The sequence below is a fragment of the Agarivorans sp. Toyoura001 genome (genome assembly GCF_005405585.1).
Taxonomy (GTDB): Bacteria; Pseudomonadota; Gammaproteobacteria; order Enterobacterales; family Celerinatantimonadaceae; genus Agarivorans.
Window position 1 is genome coordinate 623,835 of record NZ_BJEQ01000001.1, and the last position, 20,076, is coordinate 643,910.

20 protein-coding genes are annotated in these 20,076 nt (G+C 43.6%); 6 read left to right on the top strand and 14 right to left on the bottom strand.

What is annotated here, in order from left to right; all coding sequences use genetic code 11:
• Positions 1-54 precede the first annotated feature (54 nt).
• Positions 55-819 carry an exodeoxyribonuclease III gene (locus FFR00_RS02900; protein WP_137671851.1) on the bottom strand — a complete coding sequence of 255 codons (765 nt, stop codon included), beginning with the start codon at positions 817-819 and terminating at the stop codon, positions 55-57.
• A gap of 214 nt (positions 820-1,033) precedes the next feature.
• On the opposite strand from FFR00_RS02900, the gene FFR00_RS02905 reads away from it, so the two are divergent.
• Positions 1,034-1,243 (top strand): DUF3892 domain-containing protein, encoded by a 210-nt coding sequence (locus FFR00_RS02905; protein ID WP_137671852.1) that lies wholly within the window; start codon positions 1,034-1,036, stop codon positions 1,241-1,243.
• 60 nt (positions 1,244-1,303) lie between these two features.
• Here FFR00_RS02905 and FFR00_RS02910 read toward each other — a convergent pair whose 3' ends face one another.
• The 7 genes from FFR00_RS02910 to FFR00_RS02940 all read right to left on the bottom strand — a co-directional run bounded on the left by FFR00_RS02910 (position 1,304) and on the right by FFR00_RS02940 (position 6,296).
• A complete protein-coding gene (locus FFR00_RS02910) occupies positions 1,304-2,470 on the bottom strand; it encodes a glutathionylspermidine synthase family protein (protein WP_137671853.1) in 1,167 nt (388 codons plus the stop codon).
• Positions 2,471-2,472: 2 nt separating this feature from the next.
• On the bottom strand, positions 2,473-3,072 hold the full coding sequence (locus FFR00_RS02915; RefSeq protein WP_137671854.1) for a DUF1190 domain-containing protein: 600 nt from the start codon (positions 3,070-3,072) through the stop codon (positions 2,473-2,475).
• An 8-nt stretch (positions 3,073-3,080) separates the two neighbouring features.
• Positions 3,081-3,494, bottom strand: a complete 414-nt coding sequence (locus tag FFR00_RS02920) for a DUF350 domain-containing protein (protein WP_137671855.1) — start codon at positions 3,492-3,494, stop codon at positions 3,081-3,083.
• A gap of 11 nt (positions 3,495-3,505) precedes the next feature.
• The gene (locus FFR00_RS02925) at positions 3,506-4,153 is read right to left on the bottom strand and encodes a YjfK family protein (protein ID WP_137671856.1); all 648 of its coding nucleotides are present in this window, start codon (positions 4,151-4,153) and stop codon (positions 3,506-3,508) included.
• Between the two features lie 5 nt (positions 4,154-4,158).
• Positions 4,159-5,112 carry an ion channel gene (locus FFR00_RS02930; protein WP_201798672.1) on the bottom strand — a complete coding sequence of 318 codons (954 nt, stop codon included), beginning with the start codon at positions 5,110-5,112 and terminating at the stop codon, positions 4,159-4,161.
• A gap of 87 nt (positions 5,113-5,199) precedes the next feature.
• The gene (locus FFR00_RS02935) at positions 5,200-5,895 is read right to left on the bottom strand and encodes a PspA/IM30 family protein (protein WP_137671858.1); all 696 of its coding nucleotides are present in this window, start codon (positions 5,893-5,895) and stop codon (positions 5,200-5,202) included.
• Positions 5,896-5,906: 11 nt separating this feature from the next.
• Positions 5,907-6,296, bottom strand: coding sequence for a DUF2170 family protein (locus tag FFR00_RS02940; protein ID WP_137671859.1), 390 nt, complete (start codon positions 6,294-6,296; stop codon positions 5,907-5,909).
• Positions 6,297-6,409: 113 nt separating this feature from the next.
• Here FFR00_RS02940 and FFR00_RS02945 point away from each other — a divergent pair, with 113 nt between their 5' ends.
• The gene (locus FFR00_RS02945) at positions 6,410-6,685 is read left to right on the top strand and encodes a DUF6471 domain-containing protein (protein WP_137671860.1); all 276 of its coding nucleotides are present in this window, start codon (positions 6,410-6,412) and stop codon (positions 6,683-6,685) included.
• 329 nt (positions 6,686-7,014) lie between these two features.
• Positions 7,015-8,592, top strand: coding sequence for a BCCT family transporter (locus FFR00_RS02950; protein WP_137671861.1), 1,578 nt, complete (start codon positions 7,015-7,017; stop codon positions 8,590-8,592).
• 80 nt (positions 8,593-8,672) lie between these two features.
• On the opposite strand, the gene FFR00_RS02955 is transcribed toward FFR00_RS02950, so the two are convergent.
• Together FFR00_RS02955 and FFR00_RS02960 are read right to left on the bottom strand one after the other, a co-directional pair.
• On the bottom strand, positions 8,673-9,389 hold the full coding sequence (locus tag FFR00_RS02955) for a 3'-5' exonuclease (protein ID WP_137671862.1): 717 nt from the start codon (positions 9,387-9,389) through the stop codon (positions 8,673-8,675).
• Positions 9,389-11,278, bottom strand: a complete 1,890-nt coding sequence (locus tag FFR00_RS02960) for a DUF294 nucleotidyltransferase-like domain-containing protein (protein WP_137671863.1) — start codon at positions 11,276-11,278, stop codon at positions 9,389-9,391. The genes FFR00_RS02955 and FFR00_RS02960 overlap by 1 nt, the downstream gene beginning before the upstream one ends.
• A gap of 261 nt (positions 11,279-11,539) precedes the next feature.
• On the opposite strand from FFR00_RS02960, the gene FFR00_RS02965 reads away from it, so the two are divergent.
• Complete coding sequence (locus tag FFR00_RS02965) at positions 11,540-12,040, top strand: GNAT family N-acetyltransferase (protein ID WP_137671864.1); 501 nt, start codon at positions 11,540-11,542, stop codon at positions 12,038-12,040.
• Between the two features lie 90 nt (positions 12,041-12,130).
• On the opposite strand, the gene FFR00_RS02970 is transcribed toward FFR00_RS02965, so the two are convergent.
• Positions 12,131-13,432, bottom strand: coding sequence for an anaerobic C4-dicarboxylate transporter (locus FFR00_RS02970; RefSeq protein ID WP_137671865.1), 1,302 nt, complete (start codon positions 13,430-13,432; stop codon positions 12,131-12,133).
• Between the two features lie 238 nt (positions 13,433-13,670).
• Here FFR00_RS02970 and FFR00_RS02975 point away from each other — a divergent pair, with 238 nt between their 5' ends.
• Positions 13,671-14,165: a GNAT family N-acetyltransferase gene (locus FFR00_RS02975; RefSeq protein WP_137671866.1), complete on the top strand. Its 495-nt coding sequence runs from the start codon at positions 13,671-13,673 to the stop codon at positions 14,163-14,165.
• Between the two features lie 19 nt (positions 14,166-14,184).
• On the opposite strand, the gene FFR00_RS02980 is transcribed toward FFR00_RS02975, so the two are convergent.
• From FFR00_RS02980 to FFR00_RS02990, 3 genes are all read right to left on the bottom strand, one after another.
• On the bottom strand, positions 14,185-16,848 hold the full coding sequence (locus FFR00_RS02980) for a family 14 glycosylhydrolase (RefSeq protein WP_137671867.1): 2,664 nt from the start codon (positions 16,846-16,848) through the stop codon (positions 14,185-14,187).
• Positions 16,849-17,045: 197 nt separating this feature from the next.
• Entirely contained in the window at positions 17,046-17,516 is a 471-nt protein-coding gene (locus tag FFR00_RS02985; protein ID WP_235836140.1) for an isoprenylcysteine carboxylmethyltransferase family protein, read from the bottom strand.
• A gap of 5 nt (positions 17,517-17,521) precedes the next feature.
• Positions 17,522-18,073, bottom strand: coding sequence for a hypothetical protein (locus FFR00_RS02990; RefSeq protein ID WP_137671868.1), 552 nt, complete (start codon positions 18,071-18,073; stop codon positions 17,522-17,524).
• A gap of 1,070 nt (positions 18,074-19,143) precedes the next feature.
• Between FFR00_RS02990 and FFR00_RS02995 the strand changes: the two genes are divergently transcribed.
• Positions 19,144-20,076, top strand: a complete 933-nt coding sequence (locus tag FFR00_RS02995; protein ID WP_137671869.1) for a pyridoxal-phosphate dependent enzyme — start codon at positions 19,144-19,146, stop codon at positions 20,074-20,076.

Here is a 20,076-nt window from a genome sequence, read left to right on the forward strand (position 1 = left end):
TAAAAAAAGGCTGCTCAATATACCGAGCAGCCTTTAGTAAATCTCTCTATTAGCTTAAAGCGCCACATCCACCTGCACTGGACAGTGATCTGAACCCATTACATCATTAAGAATGTCTGCATCGCTCACTTTGTCAGCAAAAGCTTCACTCACCAAGAAGTAATCAATTCTCCAGCCAATGTTACGCCCACGCGCACCCGCGCGGTAACTCCACCAACTGTATTTAACTTCATCTTGTTTCTTCAAACGGAAGGTATCTACAAAGCCTGCTGCCGTTAAGTTATCAATGCCATCAATCTCGGCCTGAGTATAACCAGCACTTTTGTTGTAATTAGGCTTTGGTCGAGCCAAATCAATATCTTTATGGGCTACGTTTAAGTCACCACACACAAATACCGGCTTACGTGCTTCTAAACCTTTCAAGTAAACCAAGAAGTCTGCATCCCACTGTTGGCGATACTCTAAACGTTTTAACTGACTGCCAGAGTTAGGCGTGTATACAGTAACTAAAATAAACTGCTCGTATTCTGCGGCAATCACTCGACCTTCTTGGTCGTGCTCTTCAATGCCCATATCGTACTCAACACTCAGCGGTTTTTCTTTAGTAAGAATGGCTGTGCCAGAGTAGCCCTTTTTTACCGCTGAATTACTGTAGATGTGGTAACCCTCTAGTGCAGCTAATGCTTCTAGCACTTGGTCATCCTGAGCTTTGGTTTCTTGTAAACACAATACATCGGTTTGCATTGATTCTAGCGATGCCAAGAATTCCTTCTTCATCACCGCTCTAATGCCATTCACGTTCCATGATACTAAACGCATTCGCCCTTCCTTCAGATAGTAAAAAAGTGAGGTTCAATTGTCGCCAAATACGGCGCACTCAATCAAATAAGGCAAGTATTGTAGCAGGCTTGAAGCAAATGAAACAAACCATTCAATAGCCACTAGCGATTAAAAATAAAAAATCAATAGGCAGAGGTGAGTGGATGTTTTATAATCAAGTAGTGGTTACCCCACAATACAATGAGGATGAAATATGGCTAAGAACATTAATGGTAACAAAGATGGCACTAATGGTGAAAACCAATCCTATACAATTCGTGGTCGCGGAGTAGTGTCTCGCTCTAAGCTAGTAAAAGAAATCAATGCTGGACGACATCCCGATTTCCATGTGATCGATGTAAATGGGCAAAAATTCGCAAGAGCAAACAGAGACTGCAGCACCAATAACAATATAGATAAGTAGCAAGAGACCGGAAATGGATTTCCCTTTTCTATATAGTACTGCTAGAACCTGAATAATATCCTACAAAATAATATGCGGTAGATAGCGGCTCATATCTTGGGTTACCAAGCTACTGTCTTCACGAATAGATATCCCTGCTGCTTGGTCGTCCACCAGCCAACTGCCGATTAGGGTAAAGTTATCGCCATAGCGTGGTAGCTCATGCAGGGCTTGGTATATGTAGCCTTCTTCACCGTAAGGGCCGTGGGTATTGGCTATTTTCTCTTCGCCGCGCAATATCGAGATATTGGCACCTTCTCGCGAGAATATTGGTTTCTTTACAATGCCAGCACTAAAGTTGGCTTGCGAAAGTTGGTCTTCAAAAAATGATGGCAATAAGTTGGGATGATTAGGAAACATTTTCCACAACATTGGCAGCAAGGCTTTGTTAGAAATAATGCTTTTCCAAGCGGGCTCTAACCAACGAGTATTTTGCTGGCCTAAACTATCGCCAAACTCTTCATCAAACATAAACTCCCATGGATAAAGCTTAAACATCCAGGTAATGACTTCATCGTTTAGGTTGGTAAAGCGTTGTTCAGCGTCGATGCCAATGTCTTCAACAAATACAAACTTGGTATCTAAGCCGGCCGCTTTGGCACAGTCTTCCATGTATTGTACGGTGCCGCGATCTTCGTCGGTATCTTTACAGCAGGCAAAATGTAGCTCTCTGCCGGGGGTGAGGTACTGCAAATCGCTAAAGCGATTAACCAGCTTTTCTTGCAAGCTATTAAACTGATCACTGGCGGGGTTAAGCACGCCTTGGTCTACATTGTCTTTTAGCCATAACCATTGCCAAAAGCCACTTTCGTATACCGAGGTAGGCGTGTCGGCATTATTCTCATATAACTTAGCGTCGCCCTTGCCGTCGTAGCAAAAGTCTAAACGCGAATATAAACAAGGTTCGCCGTTGAGCCATGATTGACGCACAAAATCCCAGTGTTTTTCAGGAATACAAAAGCGGCGCATTAGCTGTTCGTCACGCACCACTTTATCCACCACTTCTAAACACATTTGGTGGATTTCTTCGGTGGGCGCTTCTATGCCGTTTTCGATTTGCTCTAGGCTAAACTGATAATAGGCCGACTCATCCCAGTACTTGTCACCGTACATGGTGTGATAATTAAAGCCATATTCTTTGGCTTGCTCTTGCCAATTGAGTCGTTCTTTTATCGGTACTCGTAGCACGTTTAACCGCCCCAGCTAGATTTAGAGCCGCCCCAAGATGACTTGGCAGAGGCCTTAGCACCAAAGCCGCCACGCGATACTGTGCGGCTTACTGTAGCTTTAGGTTTGTAAGCCGACTGACTAACTTTGTAGTTGCGCTGCCCGGCTTTACCAATCACCGAACCATCGGCGGTAATAATAGAATCACGGTACGACGAGCCACGTTGATTGTATTTATACACCGACGAAGGACGGTTGGTATCCATCATTCGGCCAAATAAGTAACCGTACATAATTGGCGTAAAAATGCCGTTGCTGCTGGCACGACAACCTTCATAACCAAAGGCTTCTTCACAGTCTTGACGGCTATTGTATTTAGGCGCGGTGCGAGCCGCTTCGGCCTCAGCATTTTGATAAACCGCTACACACTGCTGTTCGTTGAGTGTGGTTTTAGTGACACAGTCATCTACCGATTCAATAACAATGGCATCGTCTTGAGGTTCTGAACAAGCGCTCAGTATCGCGGTAGATACCGCAACCACCAAAGGTTTAACAATAAACGAAGGCCTAGCCGCGGGCAGCTTACGCATTGCGGCTAAGTTTATAAACTTAGAACGTTTCATAAGGCCTCCTAGTAGGTCATGCAGGCTGCATTTAACATACCTACCGACACACTGGTAGCGGCTAGCATAATACCGGCACTCACTTCGTTGGCTTCAATGCGCGACACAATGCCAGGGATAAAGACAAAACGAACAATGACAAACGCGGCAATTTGTGCGATTAAAGCAATTGCGCCCCATAAGGTAAAATCAACAAATGAGATGGAGTTACTGGCTGCGCCAGCTAATGCCAATGCAAAGCCCAATACTGCGCCACCAAAGGCAATCGCCGCACTGGTATTTTTGCCTTCCTTAATTAACTCCCACTCATCATGTGGCGTCACTCGCACATAAATCACTTTAAATAGCATTAAGAAAACAATTGATGCAGCAAAGTAAATTGCAAAGTTTGCAACGGCCATAAGTAATTCAGACTGTTCCATTTTCTGGTCCTTTATCCGTGAATAGTAATTTGGGTTGATGATACGGTCATGCCAGTGCTAATAACTAAACAGCGCTCTAGCGCATTGTTATTCACCACTTCTTCGGCAGACAAAAATAACGATTCCATTTCACCATTATCTAGCTCTCGCTCAAACAGCATGGTGAATTGGTCGGTAGTAGAAAAATCCGTGTTGTCTTGGTAGGTTTTCTCTTCCATGTGTACCGGGTTGTGGTACTCAGTGGTAGATGTCCATACGCGGTGGTAGGTATGCCCTTCTAGCTGGTAACTACTGGCGCCTATTTTGCTGTTTAGCAGCTGGTCCCACTCAGCTTGATTGGCAATGTCTAAGGTATCGTAGTAGTGGAACATTTTCACATCAACTACGTCTTCTTCGCCGCTACCATTTGCCACAACCTGCAAGAAACCTTCGTCGTCGGTGTAGAAACGGTACAAGGTGGTACCGTCTAAATCAACAATGCCGGCAGCCTGAATAATTTGCGTAGCGGCTACTTTGCTCACTACCATATCAGCCATCACTAACCTAAGCGCTAAGGCGTCTAGCTCAAAGCTTCCGCCTAACTTAAGCCCCATCACATTGGGTGTTCCCGCATACTTATCTGTTTCGGGTTTATTTCTTTTAAACAAAGACTTAAACATGATGTTTATCCATTGTTGAAGTTAAAACACTCAGCGTCACTTAAGCGCCGCTCGGCAATGTAATACAACGAGTCGGCCTGATGTAGCTGAGTATCTAAACTGGGATTTAACTGTAGCTGGCTATCTCCGGCAGCTTTAAAACCGATAATAGTGGCTTGTAAATTTTCTTTAAAGTGACGAAATACAGCGGCAAACTCAATTGAGGCAGAGCCTGAATACTGTACCGAATATTGGGTCATACCATGGGTGGTATCCAACAGCTGCTGATGAACTTGCGCAGAGCCAGGATCCATTGCCGAACGCGCCAGCATCTCAACCGTTACCGAGGGAATAACTTCTACTTTAGGACAATGGCTGCGCAATAAGTCGGCAACGGTTTGGTCTTGCAAATACGCGGTTTTGTGGCAACTAGGGTTAAGTTTGGCGCAATACAATGCACAGGTTAGCGTGACATCGTCTTGATCGGTATCGATAATAATTCGGCTGGCTTCCGCCAAATTAGTCCGCGCCATTGTTTCTGCATGAGAATATGAATCAACCTGAGCAAACTCTATTTGCCCGGGTAAGGGATTTTCTATCTCGCTATCTACACACAATAGAATTGAGTCTGAAGAGCCATTGGTAGACGCCTTAAGCAACTCAATTAAACGCAGTGTTCTATTGCCATTCCAACCAATAATAACGGTATGATTTGATAGTTTCAGCATGCGATGGCCTCGCGCTCCTTTGGTGTAGATGTCGTTGATGATAAATCCGGCTTTAGTCACCACAATGGCAAAAATACTGATGCCAATGGGGATTACCCACAAGCTAACAATAAGTCGCCCTAAGGGAGTTGACGGGCCAAAATCGCCGTAACCTACTGTAGAAGCGGTAACGACCATCCAATAAAGAAAGGTTTCACTGTTGATGAGGTCATGCTCGCCTACCAGCATTAAGCTGAAGTAGGAAATTAGCACGTAAAATAGCACCGAGAGAGCTATTGCGGTGCCATTAGCACGAAAAAAAAGCGCCGAAAATATTCGGCGCACTTTATAAAGCAGCACTTATTTTGCCTGTTTTTGGGCCAGTATCTGCTTAAGCTTATCACTACCTGAAGATTGACCGCCAGACTCAATGCCCGCTTGCTTCAATTTTGCGTCTAAACTGCTACCGCTATCTTCAGCCGCTAACTCTTCGGCTGCTGACAATTCAGCGCTGCGTAGCGCTTGTTTTTCTTTAATTCGCTCTAGGCTATCTAAAGCCGTTTTCACTTTAGAGTTAGCGCCTACATGGTGCGAAGAACCGGCAACTTGGGCTTTTTGCAAAGACTCAGTAGCCTTTACTTGGTCAATTTGAATACCTAAACGCTTAACGCTAGCTTTAGCAGTCGCAATATTCGCTTTAAGCGAAGTTTCGGTATTTAGGTAGCTGTTGTAAATCTCTTGCTCAGTGGCTAATTGCACTTCTAAGTTCGCTACTCGCTCTGCACATTCTAAGGCTAGAGCTTCATCATTTTTCTCACTCGCTGCAACCGCATGGTTGGTGTAAGTGTCAATGTCTGACGTTAAGCTTTCAACTTTAGTTTGCGCTAACTTACGTTTAGCCATAATAGTGGTTAGGTTGCGATCACAGGCTTCAAGCTCTGATTTAGCATCGCGCATTTCTTGATCTAAGATACGCATAGATTGGCTGTCTGCCACTGCTTCCAAGCCTTCATTGGTTGCGCCTCGAAGTGCGTTCCAAATTCGTTTCAAGCTCATACTGTTCTCTCCTACTGGGTAAACTCGCTGTACAATTCGACAAATTCACTAACATTTGAATAAAGCGTTTCTATCTCTTCTATTACTACTTCATCTAGGCTCTTAGTTGATAAGGCGCCAAATGCGATGTAGTAATCTTGATCACCAATATGCTTAATGCCAATGGCCGATAACGGTAATAAGTGATGAGAGCGTAAAATCAAGGCATTCAGTTTGGCACTGTCTGTTACGACATCGCAGCCAAATAGCACAACTTCAATAAGCATTTGTTGCTCGCCAATGTAAGCAAAGGCATCAATGCCTTCATCATTGGTGATACACAAACAGCCACCGTCATTATCTACTGTCCAATCAGGATGAGCCTTAGCAAGTAATTCAAGTGATGCTGAATTCCACGACATAACGTTTCCTTATGTGTTAGTTATAGCTAACAAATATAGCAAGTTTGACTCTTGTGTCAACGTTTACTAACATTCGTTGCAAGTTATCAAAAATTATAAGCGCCCGAAGAGCAATGAACCCAGAACAGAGTATTAGAAATCGACAAGCCTTGCAGCCTTATAAGGACAGTATTAAGCGATATATTCGTTCGGCGATGCAATTAAAAGGGGTTCAGTATAAATATTTGTCAGACGAACTGGCCAAACGCGATATAGAAATGAAAGAAGGCAACCTGCGCAGTAAGGTGTATGCAGGCACCCTACCCACAGATCTATTTATTATTTTGGTAGAGATATTAGATATGCCAGAACATGCTCTTAGCGATATTATCGCCAATAAGGATAAATAAGCTTAAGGCCTTTTGTTGTTATCCTAAGCAATTAACCTAGCAGTGTTTTACTCCAATTAAACTTCATTAAACCTTCACAAAGCCTACTTAGGCTAAATGTTCAGGCTTAGACAAGCGATGAGTATCGCGCCTTTACAGGCAATTCCTCTAACGAAATAGCCGTACTGAATGCTCTAATACCTGATTAAAACCTACCCTCAAGAATTTCTTGTCTATGATCTAGACAGTAATATCAGCTCTTATTGTCTTCAGAATAGGCGGCAAGTTATCGCCCAATAAAGTAAACTACGTTTACAAAATCGCATGGAAGTTGTGCTAAACGAGGATTAATGAATACCAATAAAGATAAATACAGTATTGATAATACTGATTACACCGTAGGACAGGATAATGTTCAGAAATGGGGGTTTGATGTACATAACCCTGTTTTTGGGATTAGCGCCTCTTTAATCAGCATATTTTTAATCGCTATATTACTGGTTGACCCAGAAGTATCCAAAGCCGCATTAGACGGAATTAAGTGGAAAATTATTGGCGCATTTGACGGCCTATTTATGTGGTCTGCTAATATTTTTGTCATTTTTTGTTTGGCTATGATTGTCTCTCCGTTTGGCAAAATTCGCCTCGGTGGTGATGAAGCTAAAACGGATTACTCAATGCTGTCGTGGATAGCCATGCTATTTGCTGCAGGCATGGGCATTGGCCTAATGTTTTGGGGAGTTGCTGAACCCGTTGCCTACTTTACAGGTTGGTACGAAACCCCTCTTAATGTGACTGCCAACACGCCAGAAGCTGCAAAATTAGCACTGGGTGCCACCATGTTCCACTGGGGGCTTCACCCATGGGCCATTTATGGTGTGGTATCACTGTCGTTAGCCTTTTTTGCTTACAACAAAGGCTTGCCGCTTTCTATGCGCTCGGTGTTTTACCCAATCTTAGGCGACCGCACGTGGGGCTGGCCTGGGCACGTAGTTGACATATTAGCAGTGCTTGCCACTTTGTTTGGTTTAGCCACCTCGCTAGGGCTTGGCGCTCAACAAGCAGCCAGCGGCTTCCACCACGTGTTTGGCCTAGACAACGGCTTGCTGATGCAAATTGGTATCATCTTCTTGGTGACCTTGTTAGCAGTAGTATCGGTTGTTCGTGGGATTGACGGCGGCGTTAAAGTCATTAGTAACATCAACATGGTGTTAGCACTTGCCTTGGTGGTATTTGTTGCTCTGGTAACATTTGCAGTATCTATGGGCACCGTACCTACTACGGTAATGGGATACCTAGAAAACATTATTCCACTGAGTAACCCAATTGGTCGTGAAGATTCAGCGTGGATGCACGGCTGGACTGTGTTCTATTGGGCATGGTGGATTTCATGGTCCCCATTTGTTGGTATGTTCATCGCACGTATCTCACGTGGTCGTACAATTCGTGAATTTGTTACTGCAGTGCTTATCGTTCCAACGGTAGTAACCACTTTATGGATGTCTGTATTTGGTGGTGTTGCGATTGATCAAATCGTTAATAAAGTAGGTACCCTAGGCGCTGATGGCCTAACCGAAGTACCACTGGCTATGTTCCAAATGTTTGATGCATTACCAATGGGCAGCATTTTATCTCTGCTTGCCGTGGTATTGGTGTTGGTGTTCTTTGTTACCTCGTCTGACTCAGGTTCACTGGTCATCGATAGCATTACCTCTGGTGGTAAAGTAGATGCGCCTGTTCCTCAGCGAGTATTTTGGGCCACTATTGAAGGTGCCATTGCTGCCGCTCTAGTATGGGTAGGTGGCACAGAAGCCATTCAAGCCTTACAAGCCGGCGCCATTTCAACGGCCTTGCCATTCACCATTATTTTATTGGTGATGTGTATCAGCTTGTTAATGGGTTTACGCACAGAGAAACGCCTTGGTTAATCATTAACCATTGAAAACAAAAAAGCCGAATGACTTAGGTCACTCGGCTTTTTTATTGCCTAGCTTTTGTAGAGCAGATTTTATAACCACAATTTATTGATGGGCGTATCAGGGCTGAAATGATGGTAAATTTGCGCTTGCAGTAACTCAGCCGTGGCAATGGCGTCGGTTAATGCATCATGCGGAGGATAAGTAGGTAGGTTATAACGTGTTCGGCTGCTACCTAAACGAATTGATACCGCTTGCGGCTTTTTAAACCAGTCAATCACCTTTTTAGGCCGTGCAGCTTGAATGTCGGCTTCAATTTGCATGGTATCCACCAAGGGAAAAATAATCCCTTCGTTAATTAATCCGCGCAGCGTGGCGTGTAAAAAATCACGCTCAATACGTCGGTAATGCACCACCACCACTTTGCCGGCCAACTCATCCAATAATTGCTCCAAAATACGCAACAAGCTAGGCGCACCTTTCAAGTCGGAGTGGGTAATACCATGAATCACAATTGAGTCTTCTTGAAGTTTATCTTCTGGCGTTACAAACCAATGCTTAGCCTCTTTGCAAGCAATGCGCTGCAAGGTAAATGGCACTAAACCAATACTGATAATGCTATTCTTTTTGGCGTCTAGACCGGTGGTTTCAAAATCTAGAGCAACAAAATCAATATCTCTAACTTTGGTTTCTGCATCATAAGTACTGGCATTATAAAAATGACTTAAGCGCTTATCTTTGCTTTCCGCGGCCTTAATCTTTAAAAAGGCCTGCCAGTTTAAGATTTCTTGATTGTTAATATTGGGCATTATTTACCCTGCTGCATGCTGTTGGCGGTGTAGCGAAACTTCAAAAAGTTTTGCGCACTGCTTAATACCAAAAAGGCATCTTTTAGATTCCGCCTTTCAAAATCAGACATGTTCTCTGGCTCAATATTGTTATCAGGCTCTTGGTCAGACTCTATGTCTAAGGCTTGATGTCGAATACGCACCAAAGAAATAAACTCCATGGCATGCTGTAGGTCTTTACCCTTTGAAGGCGGCAAAATTCCCGCTTCAATAATGTCTTCCAAGCGGTCAAACGAGTTCTGAGATTGAGAGCCAATCGCCAACCCATGCACTCGAATAAGATCGGCTAAAGGCGCAGTACCACGTCGTTTTAAGTTTATTGAGTTTTTATGCCGCCCGTCTTTCTCCATCACAAAGTCTTTAAAAAAACCGAGCGGTGGTGTTCGATTTAGGGCATTTCTGGCCAAACATGCCAAGAAACGGTTGTTCTTTTTGGCTTTTCTTAAAATAAACGCATTGAGCTGCTCAGCCCATTTAGGCCTGCCATACACCCCGTTAAGGTCAAAGAAGATAGAGCAGTTAAGCAGCGCCTGAGGATTAGGGTTATCAATCCAATCTGCAAAACACTCTTCCCATTGGCTTTGGGTTTTTCGATACTCTGGATTAGTGGCCATAATGTCGCCGGTGCAATAGGTATAACCACAAGCAGCTAAGCCGTCACACACATACTTAGCGAGTTCTTCAAAATATTGGCCGTGCTCAGCTTCTTGATACTCGTTGTCGAGAATAATCGCATTGTCTTGATCGGTAACGATCAGCTGTTCATCTCGCGCCATAGAGCCTAATGCTAAGAAACAATAGGGAACTGGCGGCGGGCCTAGCTTTTCTTCTGCTAACTCTAGCAAGCGCTGTTTAAAGCTTCGGCCAATTTCCGACATCGCCCGCCCCACCATATGGGAGTTGGCATCTTCGTTAATCATTCGTACAAAACAGTCTTTTAGCTGATGCGACAATAGCACCAAATCATCGATGCTATTTTGCTGAAAAATGCTGCTTACAATCAATAAACTGTTTTGAGATTCGTAACGAATAATATCGCTAACTTCAATTAAACCAATTGGTTGCTTGTTTTTTAGGATCGGTAAGTGGTGCACGTTATAACGAAGCATTAACAGCATTGCTTCAAAAATATAAGCGTTGTGATCCAAAGATATTAGCTCGGTAGACATCACCTCTACTACTTGGGTTTCAACGTCTAAACCTTGCGCTATCACTTTGGCACATAAGTCGCGCTGGGTAATAATGCCAACAAAACTGTCACCGCCTTCATCAGTAAGGTTTGGATCATGAATCAGCGCCGCAGAAACATTCTCTTCAGCCATTGTAGTGGCAACGTCTTGAATAGTCGTAGTGGACGCTAGCATTACAGGCTCGCCACTAAGAATGGTTTTAACCTTTGAGGTGGTTAACGAGTTCGCGTCATCACTATTGTCTTCAACCGCCTGCTGCAAGCGAATAGTGCCTTCTACTTCCACAAAATCGGCAAATACATCGTAACGTTCGCAAAAATCTTCAAAAATATTTTCTGGAATACAATACAACAGCGTATCTTTAATCGCCTTGGCAGGGAAACGAACTTTATTGCTGGTTAACAGCCCCATTTGACCAAAGACACCGCCCTGGTCAAGCCGGTTATACAGCTCGCCATTACGACGATAAATCTCCACCACACCACTACGGATCATAAACAGATCATGTATTTTGTCACCAAACTCAATAATCATACTGCCAGCGCGGTAGTAAGAAATTTCGACACTCTTCGACACTTCAATGAGGGCTTCTTCGGGCAACTCATCAAAGGGGGGGTATTGGCTGATAAAGTTTCGAATTTCGAGTAGCTCAACTTCCATTATTCACTCAATAAAGAAGGTAGTTTTAATAGTTACTTAATAGTATATGGTATCTGCTAATCAGTTGCAGTGAGCCCGATAATATCTCAGCGGTTTTATTAGCTAAAAGCAGCAAGTTTTAAGCGGACTCAAGCACTTAGTGAAAACGGCGAAGGTTACTGAGGGTAGTCTCGCACCTCAGTCAATGATTCCCTACTTTTTAGGGTATCTCTGGGCGATAATGCTTCAGCATAAGCCGCGCTTTACACGGAGTACCACCATTTGAACATTCATTCTCGAGAGCTACTGAACACCGACTTTCAATCCATGAAAGAGCTATTACTCACTGAAGGACCAAACCTGTGGAATTACATCACTGAAGAAAGCATCAACCAACAATTTACGCTTATCGTTAATGGAGATGCTGTGGCTGTTCTATTGGAAGATAAGGCAATTGTGGGTTTTGCGATTCTGATTTTTAAGCGGGCGTGTCCTGAAAAACTAAACCAATATGATGACTTATCAAACATTGCTTATATAAACGATGTGGTAATTGCGGCGAGCCAAAGCGGTAAAGGCCTCGGTAGCCTGCTCCTTAAAGAGGCGGTTCGCCTCGCGAGTTTACAACAATGTAGCAAAGTATATATAGAGCGCCATGAAGAAAATCTCGCCTCTGGCGGCATGATGAGAAAGGCAGGGTTTGAGATAGTAGAAACCTTTTATGACCCTAATAAACGTAGCTCGGGTTCAAGAAACACCACTATTCAACGAATAAGCATCTAATCGTCTTAAAGCAAAACGCCCAATATAGTCAGACCATATTGAGCGTTATTGTTCATTCTACTAAGCCTTGCTTAGGAAACAGCCAAGCGCTTATAAAATAATACCTGCCAATATAAAGCCAAGAATAACCGAGCTAGTAATAGTGGCCACGCCTGGTACAAAGAAAGGATGATTAAATACCCACTTACCAATACGAGTAGAACCAGTATCATCCATTTCTACCGCCGCCAATAGGGTTGGGTAAGTTGGCAATACAAACAGTGCGCTAACTGCTGCAAAAGACGCAATTGCCGCTTCTGGGCTTACCCCTAACATAAAGGCCGACGGCATTAAGGCTGCAGTGGTAGCGGCTTGAGAATACAAAAGCATGCTAGCAAAGAACAAAATAAGCGCCAGCATCCAAGGGTGATCTTCTAACAAACCACCCGATAAGGCTTTAATCTCTTCTAAATGACCAGATACAAAAGTATCGCCCAACCAAGCGACACCCAGCACACATACACAAGCACTCATACCCGATTTAAAAGTAGCAGCGTTAACCACTTCGCCAGTATCTACTTTACAGAACATCGCAATAGCAGTCGCAGCGGTTAGCATGAATACCATAATCGCTTCGTTACGCGGCAAAGTAGGGTTTTCAATTAAGCCTACAGCATCACTAATCGCAGTGGCGTAAAACACAACCGCAACAATCGCCACCAAGAAAATCATAACCGAACGCTTAGCACTTGCCGGTAACTGCTCGGCTGTTTTCTCACGTTTGCTCACCAAACCATGGGCTAAGCGCTCTTGATAGATAGGATCATCTTTCAACTCTTTTCCCATAAATTGGGCAACAAAAGCGCCTACCATACAAGCAGCGAAAGTCGCAGGAATACAGATCATCAGCAAGCTAATGTAACCCACACCTTTGTCTTCAAGCATACCGCTCATTAATACTACTGCCGCCGAAATAGGCGAAGCAGTAATCGCAATTTGAGAGGCGACTACCGCAATACTTAAAGGGCGAGACGGGCGAATACCCTGCTCTTTAGCCACTTCGGCAATCACAGGTAAAGTAGAGAATGCAGTATGTCCCGTTCCGGCAAACAAGGTCATTACATAGGTCACTATTGGCGCCAAAAAGGTTACTTGCTTAGGATTACTGCGTAACACCCGTTCGGCAATATTCACTAAAAACTGTAAACCGCCGGCTACCTGCATTGCTGCAATTGCCGCAATCACCGACATGATAATGAGGATCACTTCAATAGGAATGGTGCCCGGGGTCATGCCTAAACCTAGGGTTAATACCAATACCCCTAAACCACCCGCAAAACCAATACCAATGCCACCTAAACGTGCACCTAAAAATATGGCCGCTAATACCACCAGCAACTCAATTGTTATCATAAATCCTCCCAAGCTTTAATTGCGACGCACTTTACTGCAAACAGAAGCAAACAAATGGATGATTAAATCAAACAAACCACCATTAACAGATTAAAAACCCAACAAAACCAAATATGACAGCTCAATCAACCGCCCGATAAGTAAGGAAAAGATCATTTAGTTTTAACCAAGCTGCAACATTCGTTAGTAAGACTAGCATTAATTAATTGTATGTAATGATTAAATTTTTGATAAAACAATGATAGAAATTTGTCGTGCAGATCCCAAGAGTTTTCAAAGTAGAGAATTAATCGATGCGTTGTCAGCTTCTTTGCTTAAATTAACTGGAAACCCCGCTTTTGAGCGCTTTGATGAAGGCGAGTTTTACGATGACAAAGCAGTATTCTTGTTAGCTAAACGCAATGGTGTAGCCATTGCTTGTGGCGGGTTTCGTTACTTACAACCCAGTGTTTGTGAGATAAAGCGGGTCTACTCTCACCAGCGGGGAGCTGGCAAACTGGTATTGCAGGAGTTAGAACAAACCGCCTTGGCCTTTGGCTACCAACAAATAAATTTAGCCACTCGACAAGCCAATACTCTCGCGGTGAAGTTTTATCTCAAACATGGTTACCATGCTATTGCGCCTTTTGGCCCCTACGTAGAACACCAACACTACTTAAGCTTTGCTAAATTGACTGCCGATGTTCAGCAACCAACAGCCATAAAAAAAGCGCAGTTAAGTTACTGCGCTTAATCAGTTAGCGAACTAAACCTTAGGAAATGCGGTTAATCAGCTTTTTAAGCTCTCGCATTGGCGTAGGTTCATCATCAAAGAAGTTTTGCATCCTTAACAGAGTTAAACCGTCATAGCCTGGTGCGCGGGTTAAGGCGCGCGCCATTTGCTTCCAACCTTGTTCGCCGTACAACTCACCCGCTAAGGCATTCTCGCCCATTAGCGATACTTGGCATTCGTCGGCGGCATCGGCCATCCAATCCACCAAATCAGCAGCGCGTGAATAACCTTCGTAATCCTTGTTTATCATCTCTAAACAGGTGAAGTGAATCGCAGCACGAGACTGCTTACCTTCTGGTAACAAGGCTTTAAGTAAACCTAAGTACTCTTGTTGGTTAGTGCTGCTTAAGGTGGGATGCACAGCAATTAAGCCAGCGGTGATCTCAGCTGCACGCGGCAACTCAGGATCGCTCACTACCCAGTGAATACCCGGGATCTTAATACCAATTGGTACCTGTCCAAAAGCGTCATCGTCAAACACACTTAAGGCGTTTTCAAATATCCGTCTACCATGGGCCACCAAGGCTTTGTGGTACCAAGTTAAAAACTCGCGAGCCCAAGCATTGTGAATATAACGCTTGTGGCTAAATAGCCACTCAGCATCGGGGATTTCGGCTTCTTCAAAGCTTTCCCAAGTAAAACCAAAACTGCCATTAAGCGCGGCAATACTATGGTATTTCTGTTTAAGGTAGTTTAGCCAATCTTGTTTAGCTAAGCGGCTGTAACACTGCAAGGTGCCGCGGTTAGGGTAATTACCCCAGTCATGAGAGTTGTAGCTTGGATAACGCAACTCACCGGCAGGACCCAAACTGACGTTAATCTCATCCATTAAACCGGCTTGATTGATGAAATGCTGTTTAAAGGCTTCCATAAATCGCTGGTAATAAGGCATAACAAACTCGTCGGCCCAAAGCGAGACATACTCCATGGAAGCATCGCCGGTTTCAGATACGTATTGCAGATCTTGTACCGAATTAAGCTGATCGTTACTTTCTAACAAACGGCCCCATAGCCATAGTGGAATAGCCTGCATGAAGTCGTCGTTTACGTTGCCACCTGCTTGGTGGAACGACAAAATCGGCACCCACTGTAAACCCAAGCGTTTTAGCAATGCCACTACGCGATCGTAATAACTCCAATCAAACTTACCCGGTTTATCACCTTCAACCAAACCCCACCAAATGTCGGTAGAAATAGCGGTAACACCAATGCTGCGTAATTGGCGTAGCTGTGTTTCAAACAGCTTCCAGTTTTCCTCATCAAGCATTTGCTTTTGGTTAGCCACTTTAAGGTGTAGCGGCCCCATTACGCGGAACTGCTTTTTACCCAGTTGCTTGGTTTCAGTAATTTGGTACTTAAACTTATTAAGCTGCGATAAACGCCCTTTCACTATCGCTTGCTCATTAAGCTGCGACATGTCGTTAAATATCCAACCATCAAAGGCACTGCCATGCAGCACCGAATGATACAGCTGATCCCATCCGGGATGGCTAGACAACGCTTGCGGCTGAGAGTTTTGCACCAATGCTGGAATTTTTAGCTTTCGCATCGCCGTTATTAAGGCTTGGTTAACTCGGGTGGCATGACTAGATTCTGCTCCAGTAGCAACCACCAATAAGCGGCCGTCAGCTTTTTTATGCCAGCATTCCAATTGCTCAATTTGGTAATCGAGTAACTGTGTACGCTCCAACCAGGGCTGAGGATTAAGACCGGTTAAACAACCTAACCACGGGTGCTCACTCGCCGTTAACTCTGGGAAAGGAATGTTCAAACATAATTGACTATGCGCCCATGCTTTAGTGAAGCGAGTATTTGCTTGAGCCAGCATTTTACCCACATAGCCTTGCCAGTTTTCGGCATACCAAGTATTAAATTCTTTAAAACAAGTATTGGTAGTTTTAGCCTGATAACAGCGCTGTAAATTGTCTACCAACTGCTCTTGCCACGGCGCTTCGCCGTTTAATTCCCAAAGACTTAGCCATGCGTCTTGCGAGCCATATTGCAACTTCATATCTGTCGCTAATGCCGCTAACGCAGTAGGGCTAAAACTTTGGTAAATCGGTTGGCCATCGCGCTCCCCCCAAGGGAGACAAGCATCACCATTTGGGCCAAGACCTAACAAAATGGCGTCGCAACGAGGGGCAAAGTCAGCCATATGCTCGGCAAAGTTGCTCATCCATTGGCTAAACATGTCGATTAAACCAGCTTCAGCCCATAGGCTCGGGCTTTGAGTATTGTCGCGGCCATATTGGTTTACATACTTAATCGCATCGGCAGAGTGCGTTGCAGGCAACTTGGCCAGCATAGAACCCCAAAACCAATCTGGTAGGCGTTGCTCTACACCTTGTTGAGTATCAGAAGAGAAAAACAATTGGTACTGCAGCTTAAAGCCATGAGACACCAAGTGTGCAGATAAACGCTGCAGTGACGACCAACAGCTCGCTTGGCTTAACTGCTCAGCACTAAATGGCGCAATATAGCGCCAATGAACCGGTACAACTAACGCGTCTACGCCATTTTGACGCAAGTTACGCAGTTGTGGAGATAAGCCCTGTAGTTGAGCTTCGGTACAAGAAGCGGCGTATTCGGCAAGAGGTAAAGATCCCTTCACCCAAGCTTTGCGCGCTGAAATTGGATTAGCCATGTTTTAGCTTACTCTAAAAAATCTGTGCTAGTTATCCCTAGTCCGCCGCATAACAGCAAGGCTGCAAAGCTTTTCAGCTGAACAAAAGGAGATCAACATCACATTATATGATTGCTGTAGTGTAACGTAAGGGCGGAAATTACCAAGTTGATCTGGCATAACTCACTGCTAATAAAACCTAAATTAGCCGAGTTTTATTACAACCAGCGCCTAACTTTGCGGCAATATTGTAGGTATTGTTCGGAAAAATGCTGTTTAAGCGCTTTTTCTTCAGGTTTTATCTGCAGCTGATTGATGATGCCAATGAACATAATACAGCTTAGTAAACTTAGCCAAGCTTGTAGGTGTAAACACCACGCAATCAGTAACAGCAACAAACTCAAATACATAGGATTTCGGCTATAACGGTATAAACCATTAATCACCAGGTGCTTACTGCGCTCGGGATGATGAGGATTGATGGTAGTGTGTTTTTTAGCAAAACCCCACACACTCATCACAGCAATTAAACTGGCCAGTATCACTAACGGCCACTGCAGGTTTACCAGCCAACTCGGCATTACAGGAACAAACCCGCCTTGGCTAAACATAGCTAACAAATAGGCTAAACCCACCGACAACAGTAACCATACCGGCGGTGGAATCAGCAGTTGTAAACGCTTAAGCAAGCTGTTTACTCTTTTTCATCATCGTTTATATCCACTATAGGCGCTTGTTGGTAAATATAGTGGCCTCGGCCAGTAATTGCTGTATGAAACAAATTTTGAAAAGGAAATAGTCGTTTTTTTAGGTAGAACGTAAAGCCGGCAAACACTGCGCTTAACACCACATTAATCATGCCTTCTACCTGAAAGATATAAGGCAAGCTTTGGTAGACAGAAAAACCCGCAAACACCATAAGCAATAAATAGCCGTTTGGCGCGTTTTTATAAATCATAAAAATAATCAGCAATGGCACAAGTGCTGGCATTAGCAGCGCCAACAATAATTGACCACTGACCTGCTCAGCAACCATAAAACCAAAAACCAACTTGCTTAGCACCATAAACTGTAGCACTGCTAACAACAGTGCTTTAGGTTTTGCGTAAAGCTTTAATGAGCCAGGTTCAGGCTCACTGGCCAATATTTTAGTAACCTTACGTAAATTCCATTGCTGCTGTTCAGCATATTCATAAACTTGTTGTTTGGTTTGGCCATCTGCCAGTAGTTGATGTATTTGTTTCATTGCACCTCCGTAAAGGGCTACTTTACCCGACTCCTTTGCTTAACCACAGTCTTGTTGTTCACAAATGCCAATAAGCGTAATCAGTAAAACGGATCCTATAAACCAATGATTTACAGACAGGGGCTATTTAAGCCAAACAAATTTCAATACCTTGGGATAATCCCCCACTATTCTCGTAAACTTATTCACAAAAGCGCAAGTTGTTAACATTTACTGAGTCTGTGCAACCAATTCATCTAGAAAATAGAAAACAGCGTAATCAACAAATCGAACAATAAACTTGTTAAAACTTGGTAGTTTAGCTGGCCGAACTCATCAGTTTACAGTAACCGATTCACATTGCGGCGCTCAATCAGCTAGATACCAAGTAGGCTTTGGACACTTAAGACCATTTTTCGGCTACAAATAAGCGCTATTAATATCAATAACTTAAATCCATACTGAGCATATTCGTGCTTTTTGATGATATTGTTTCATTTGTTATAAGAGAAAATTTGAGCGCTCCAATCGTTCTATTTTTGTATTTATTTTAACTAACAGAAAAATGTCAACGGACCTTAACGAAGAAGCAGCAAAAAAGAATTTTTTACTAATTTTAGGTGACAATATTGACGCTAAAATCGGATCCGCTGCAAGCCACTGAGTTCACTGGATAGAGAATTTTATCCACAGCTTTGTGCACCGTTTTTGTGGGAAAAGCTGTTTGGAATAATCCACCTAATTCAGTGAATTATATCGCGCTGATTCAAATAGGCAGTTGTTACTCTCATTGACAAGTGAAAATTCAACAAAGGCTCCTATTTTTATTTGTTAGCTTTTAGTCATCATCCACATAAATCTAACTTTTCCCGCCATTGCTGGGCTGCAGTGGTGATAGCGATATGATCATCAATATTTTAAGAGGATCATTTAACCGGGGGATTTTTGTCACCAAATCTTCACACTTTGATGTAATAATGACAAAACGCTAATTTTTACGCCTCAAACAAGCGCAAACTTAGTTTTTACTTTTCAGTTTAAAATCCTCAACGTAAACTAAAAACTAACGTTGTTACAGTTCAGGTACTTGTTTGTTTAAACCTTCTCCTGTGCAAGCCGTTACGTTTAACCAACACTCGGTATTTGTTAAGCGCGACGATTTGTTGCACCCGCAATTTTCGGGTAACAAAGCCCGCAAGTTTTATCACTTTCTCAAACACCCACAAGAAGGTATTAGCACCCTTGTAGGCAGCGGTTCAGCACAGGCAAACTCTTTATACTCTTTAGCTGCGCTAGCACAACTAAATGACTGGAAGTGTGAGTTTTATGTCGATCATATTCCTAGTTGGTTACAACAAAACCCATGCGGTAACTATCAAGCGGCGATTGACTTAGGCGCTAGAATTATTGAGGTGAGCGCCCTGCAAGGACAGCAACAAGCCAACTTAGATGATTTTATGCAGCGCATTGTTCGACCCAGTTTATCTCCTCAGCAATTACTGGTTCCCGAAGGCGGACGTTGCGAATACGCCAGAGAAGGCGTAGTGATGCTGGCAGAAGAAATTGAACAATGGCAGCACGAGCAAAACATTGGTCCGTTAAATGTCATGTTACCAGCAGGTACCGGTACCACAGCCTTATTTTTAAGTGAGTACTTTAGTCAAATGAATCCCTGCATCGAAGTATTTAGCTGTGCTTGTGTAGGTGATGAAGACTACTTACGTTTGCAGTTTACCCAATTGAACAGCAATACCAATACCCACCCACATATCTTACCGCGACCTAAAAAGTACCATTTTGGCAAGCTGTATAAAGAACACTATCAAACCTGGCTTACGCTCAAACAACAAACACAGATTGAGTTTGAGTTACTGTACGACCCTATTGGTTGGCAATGCCTAGATAACTTTTTGAGTGAGCAAAACAGTAGTATTCCTACCTTGTATATCCATCAAGGCGGCTTACTAGGCAATCAAAGCATGTTAGCCCGTTACCGGCGTAAGTATCCGCATATAGATAGCTAA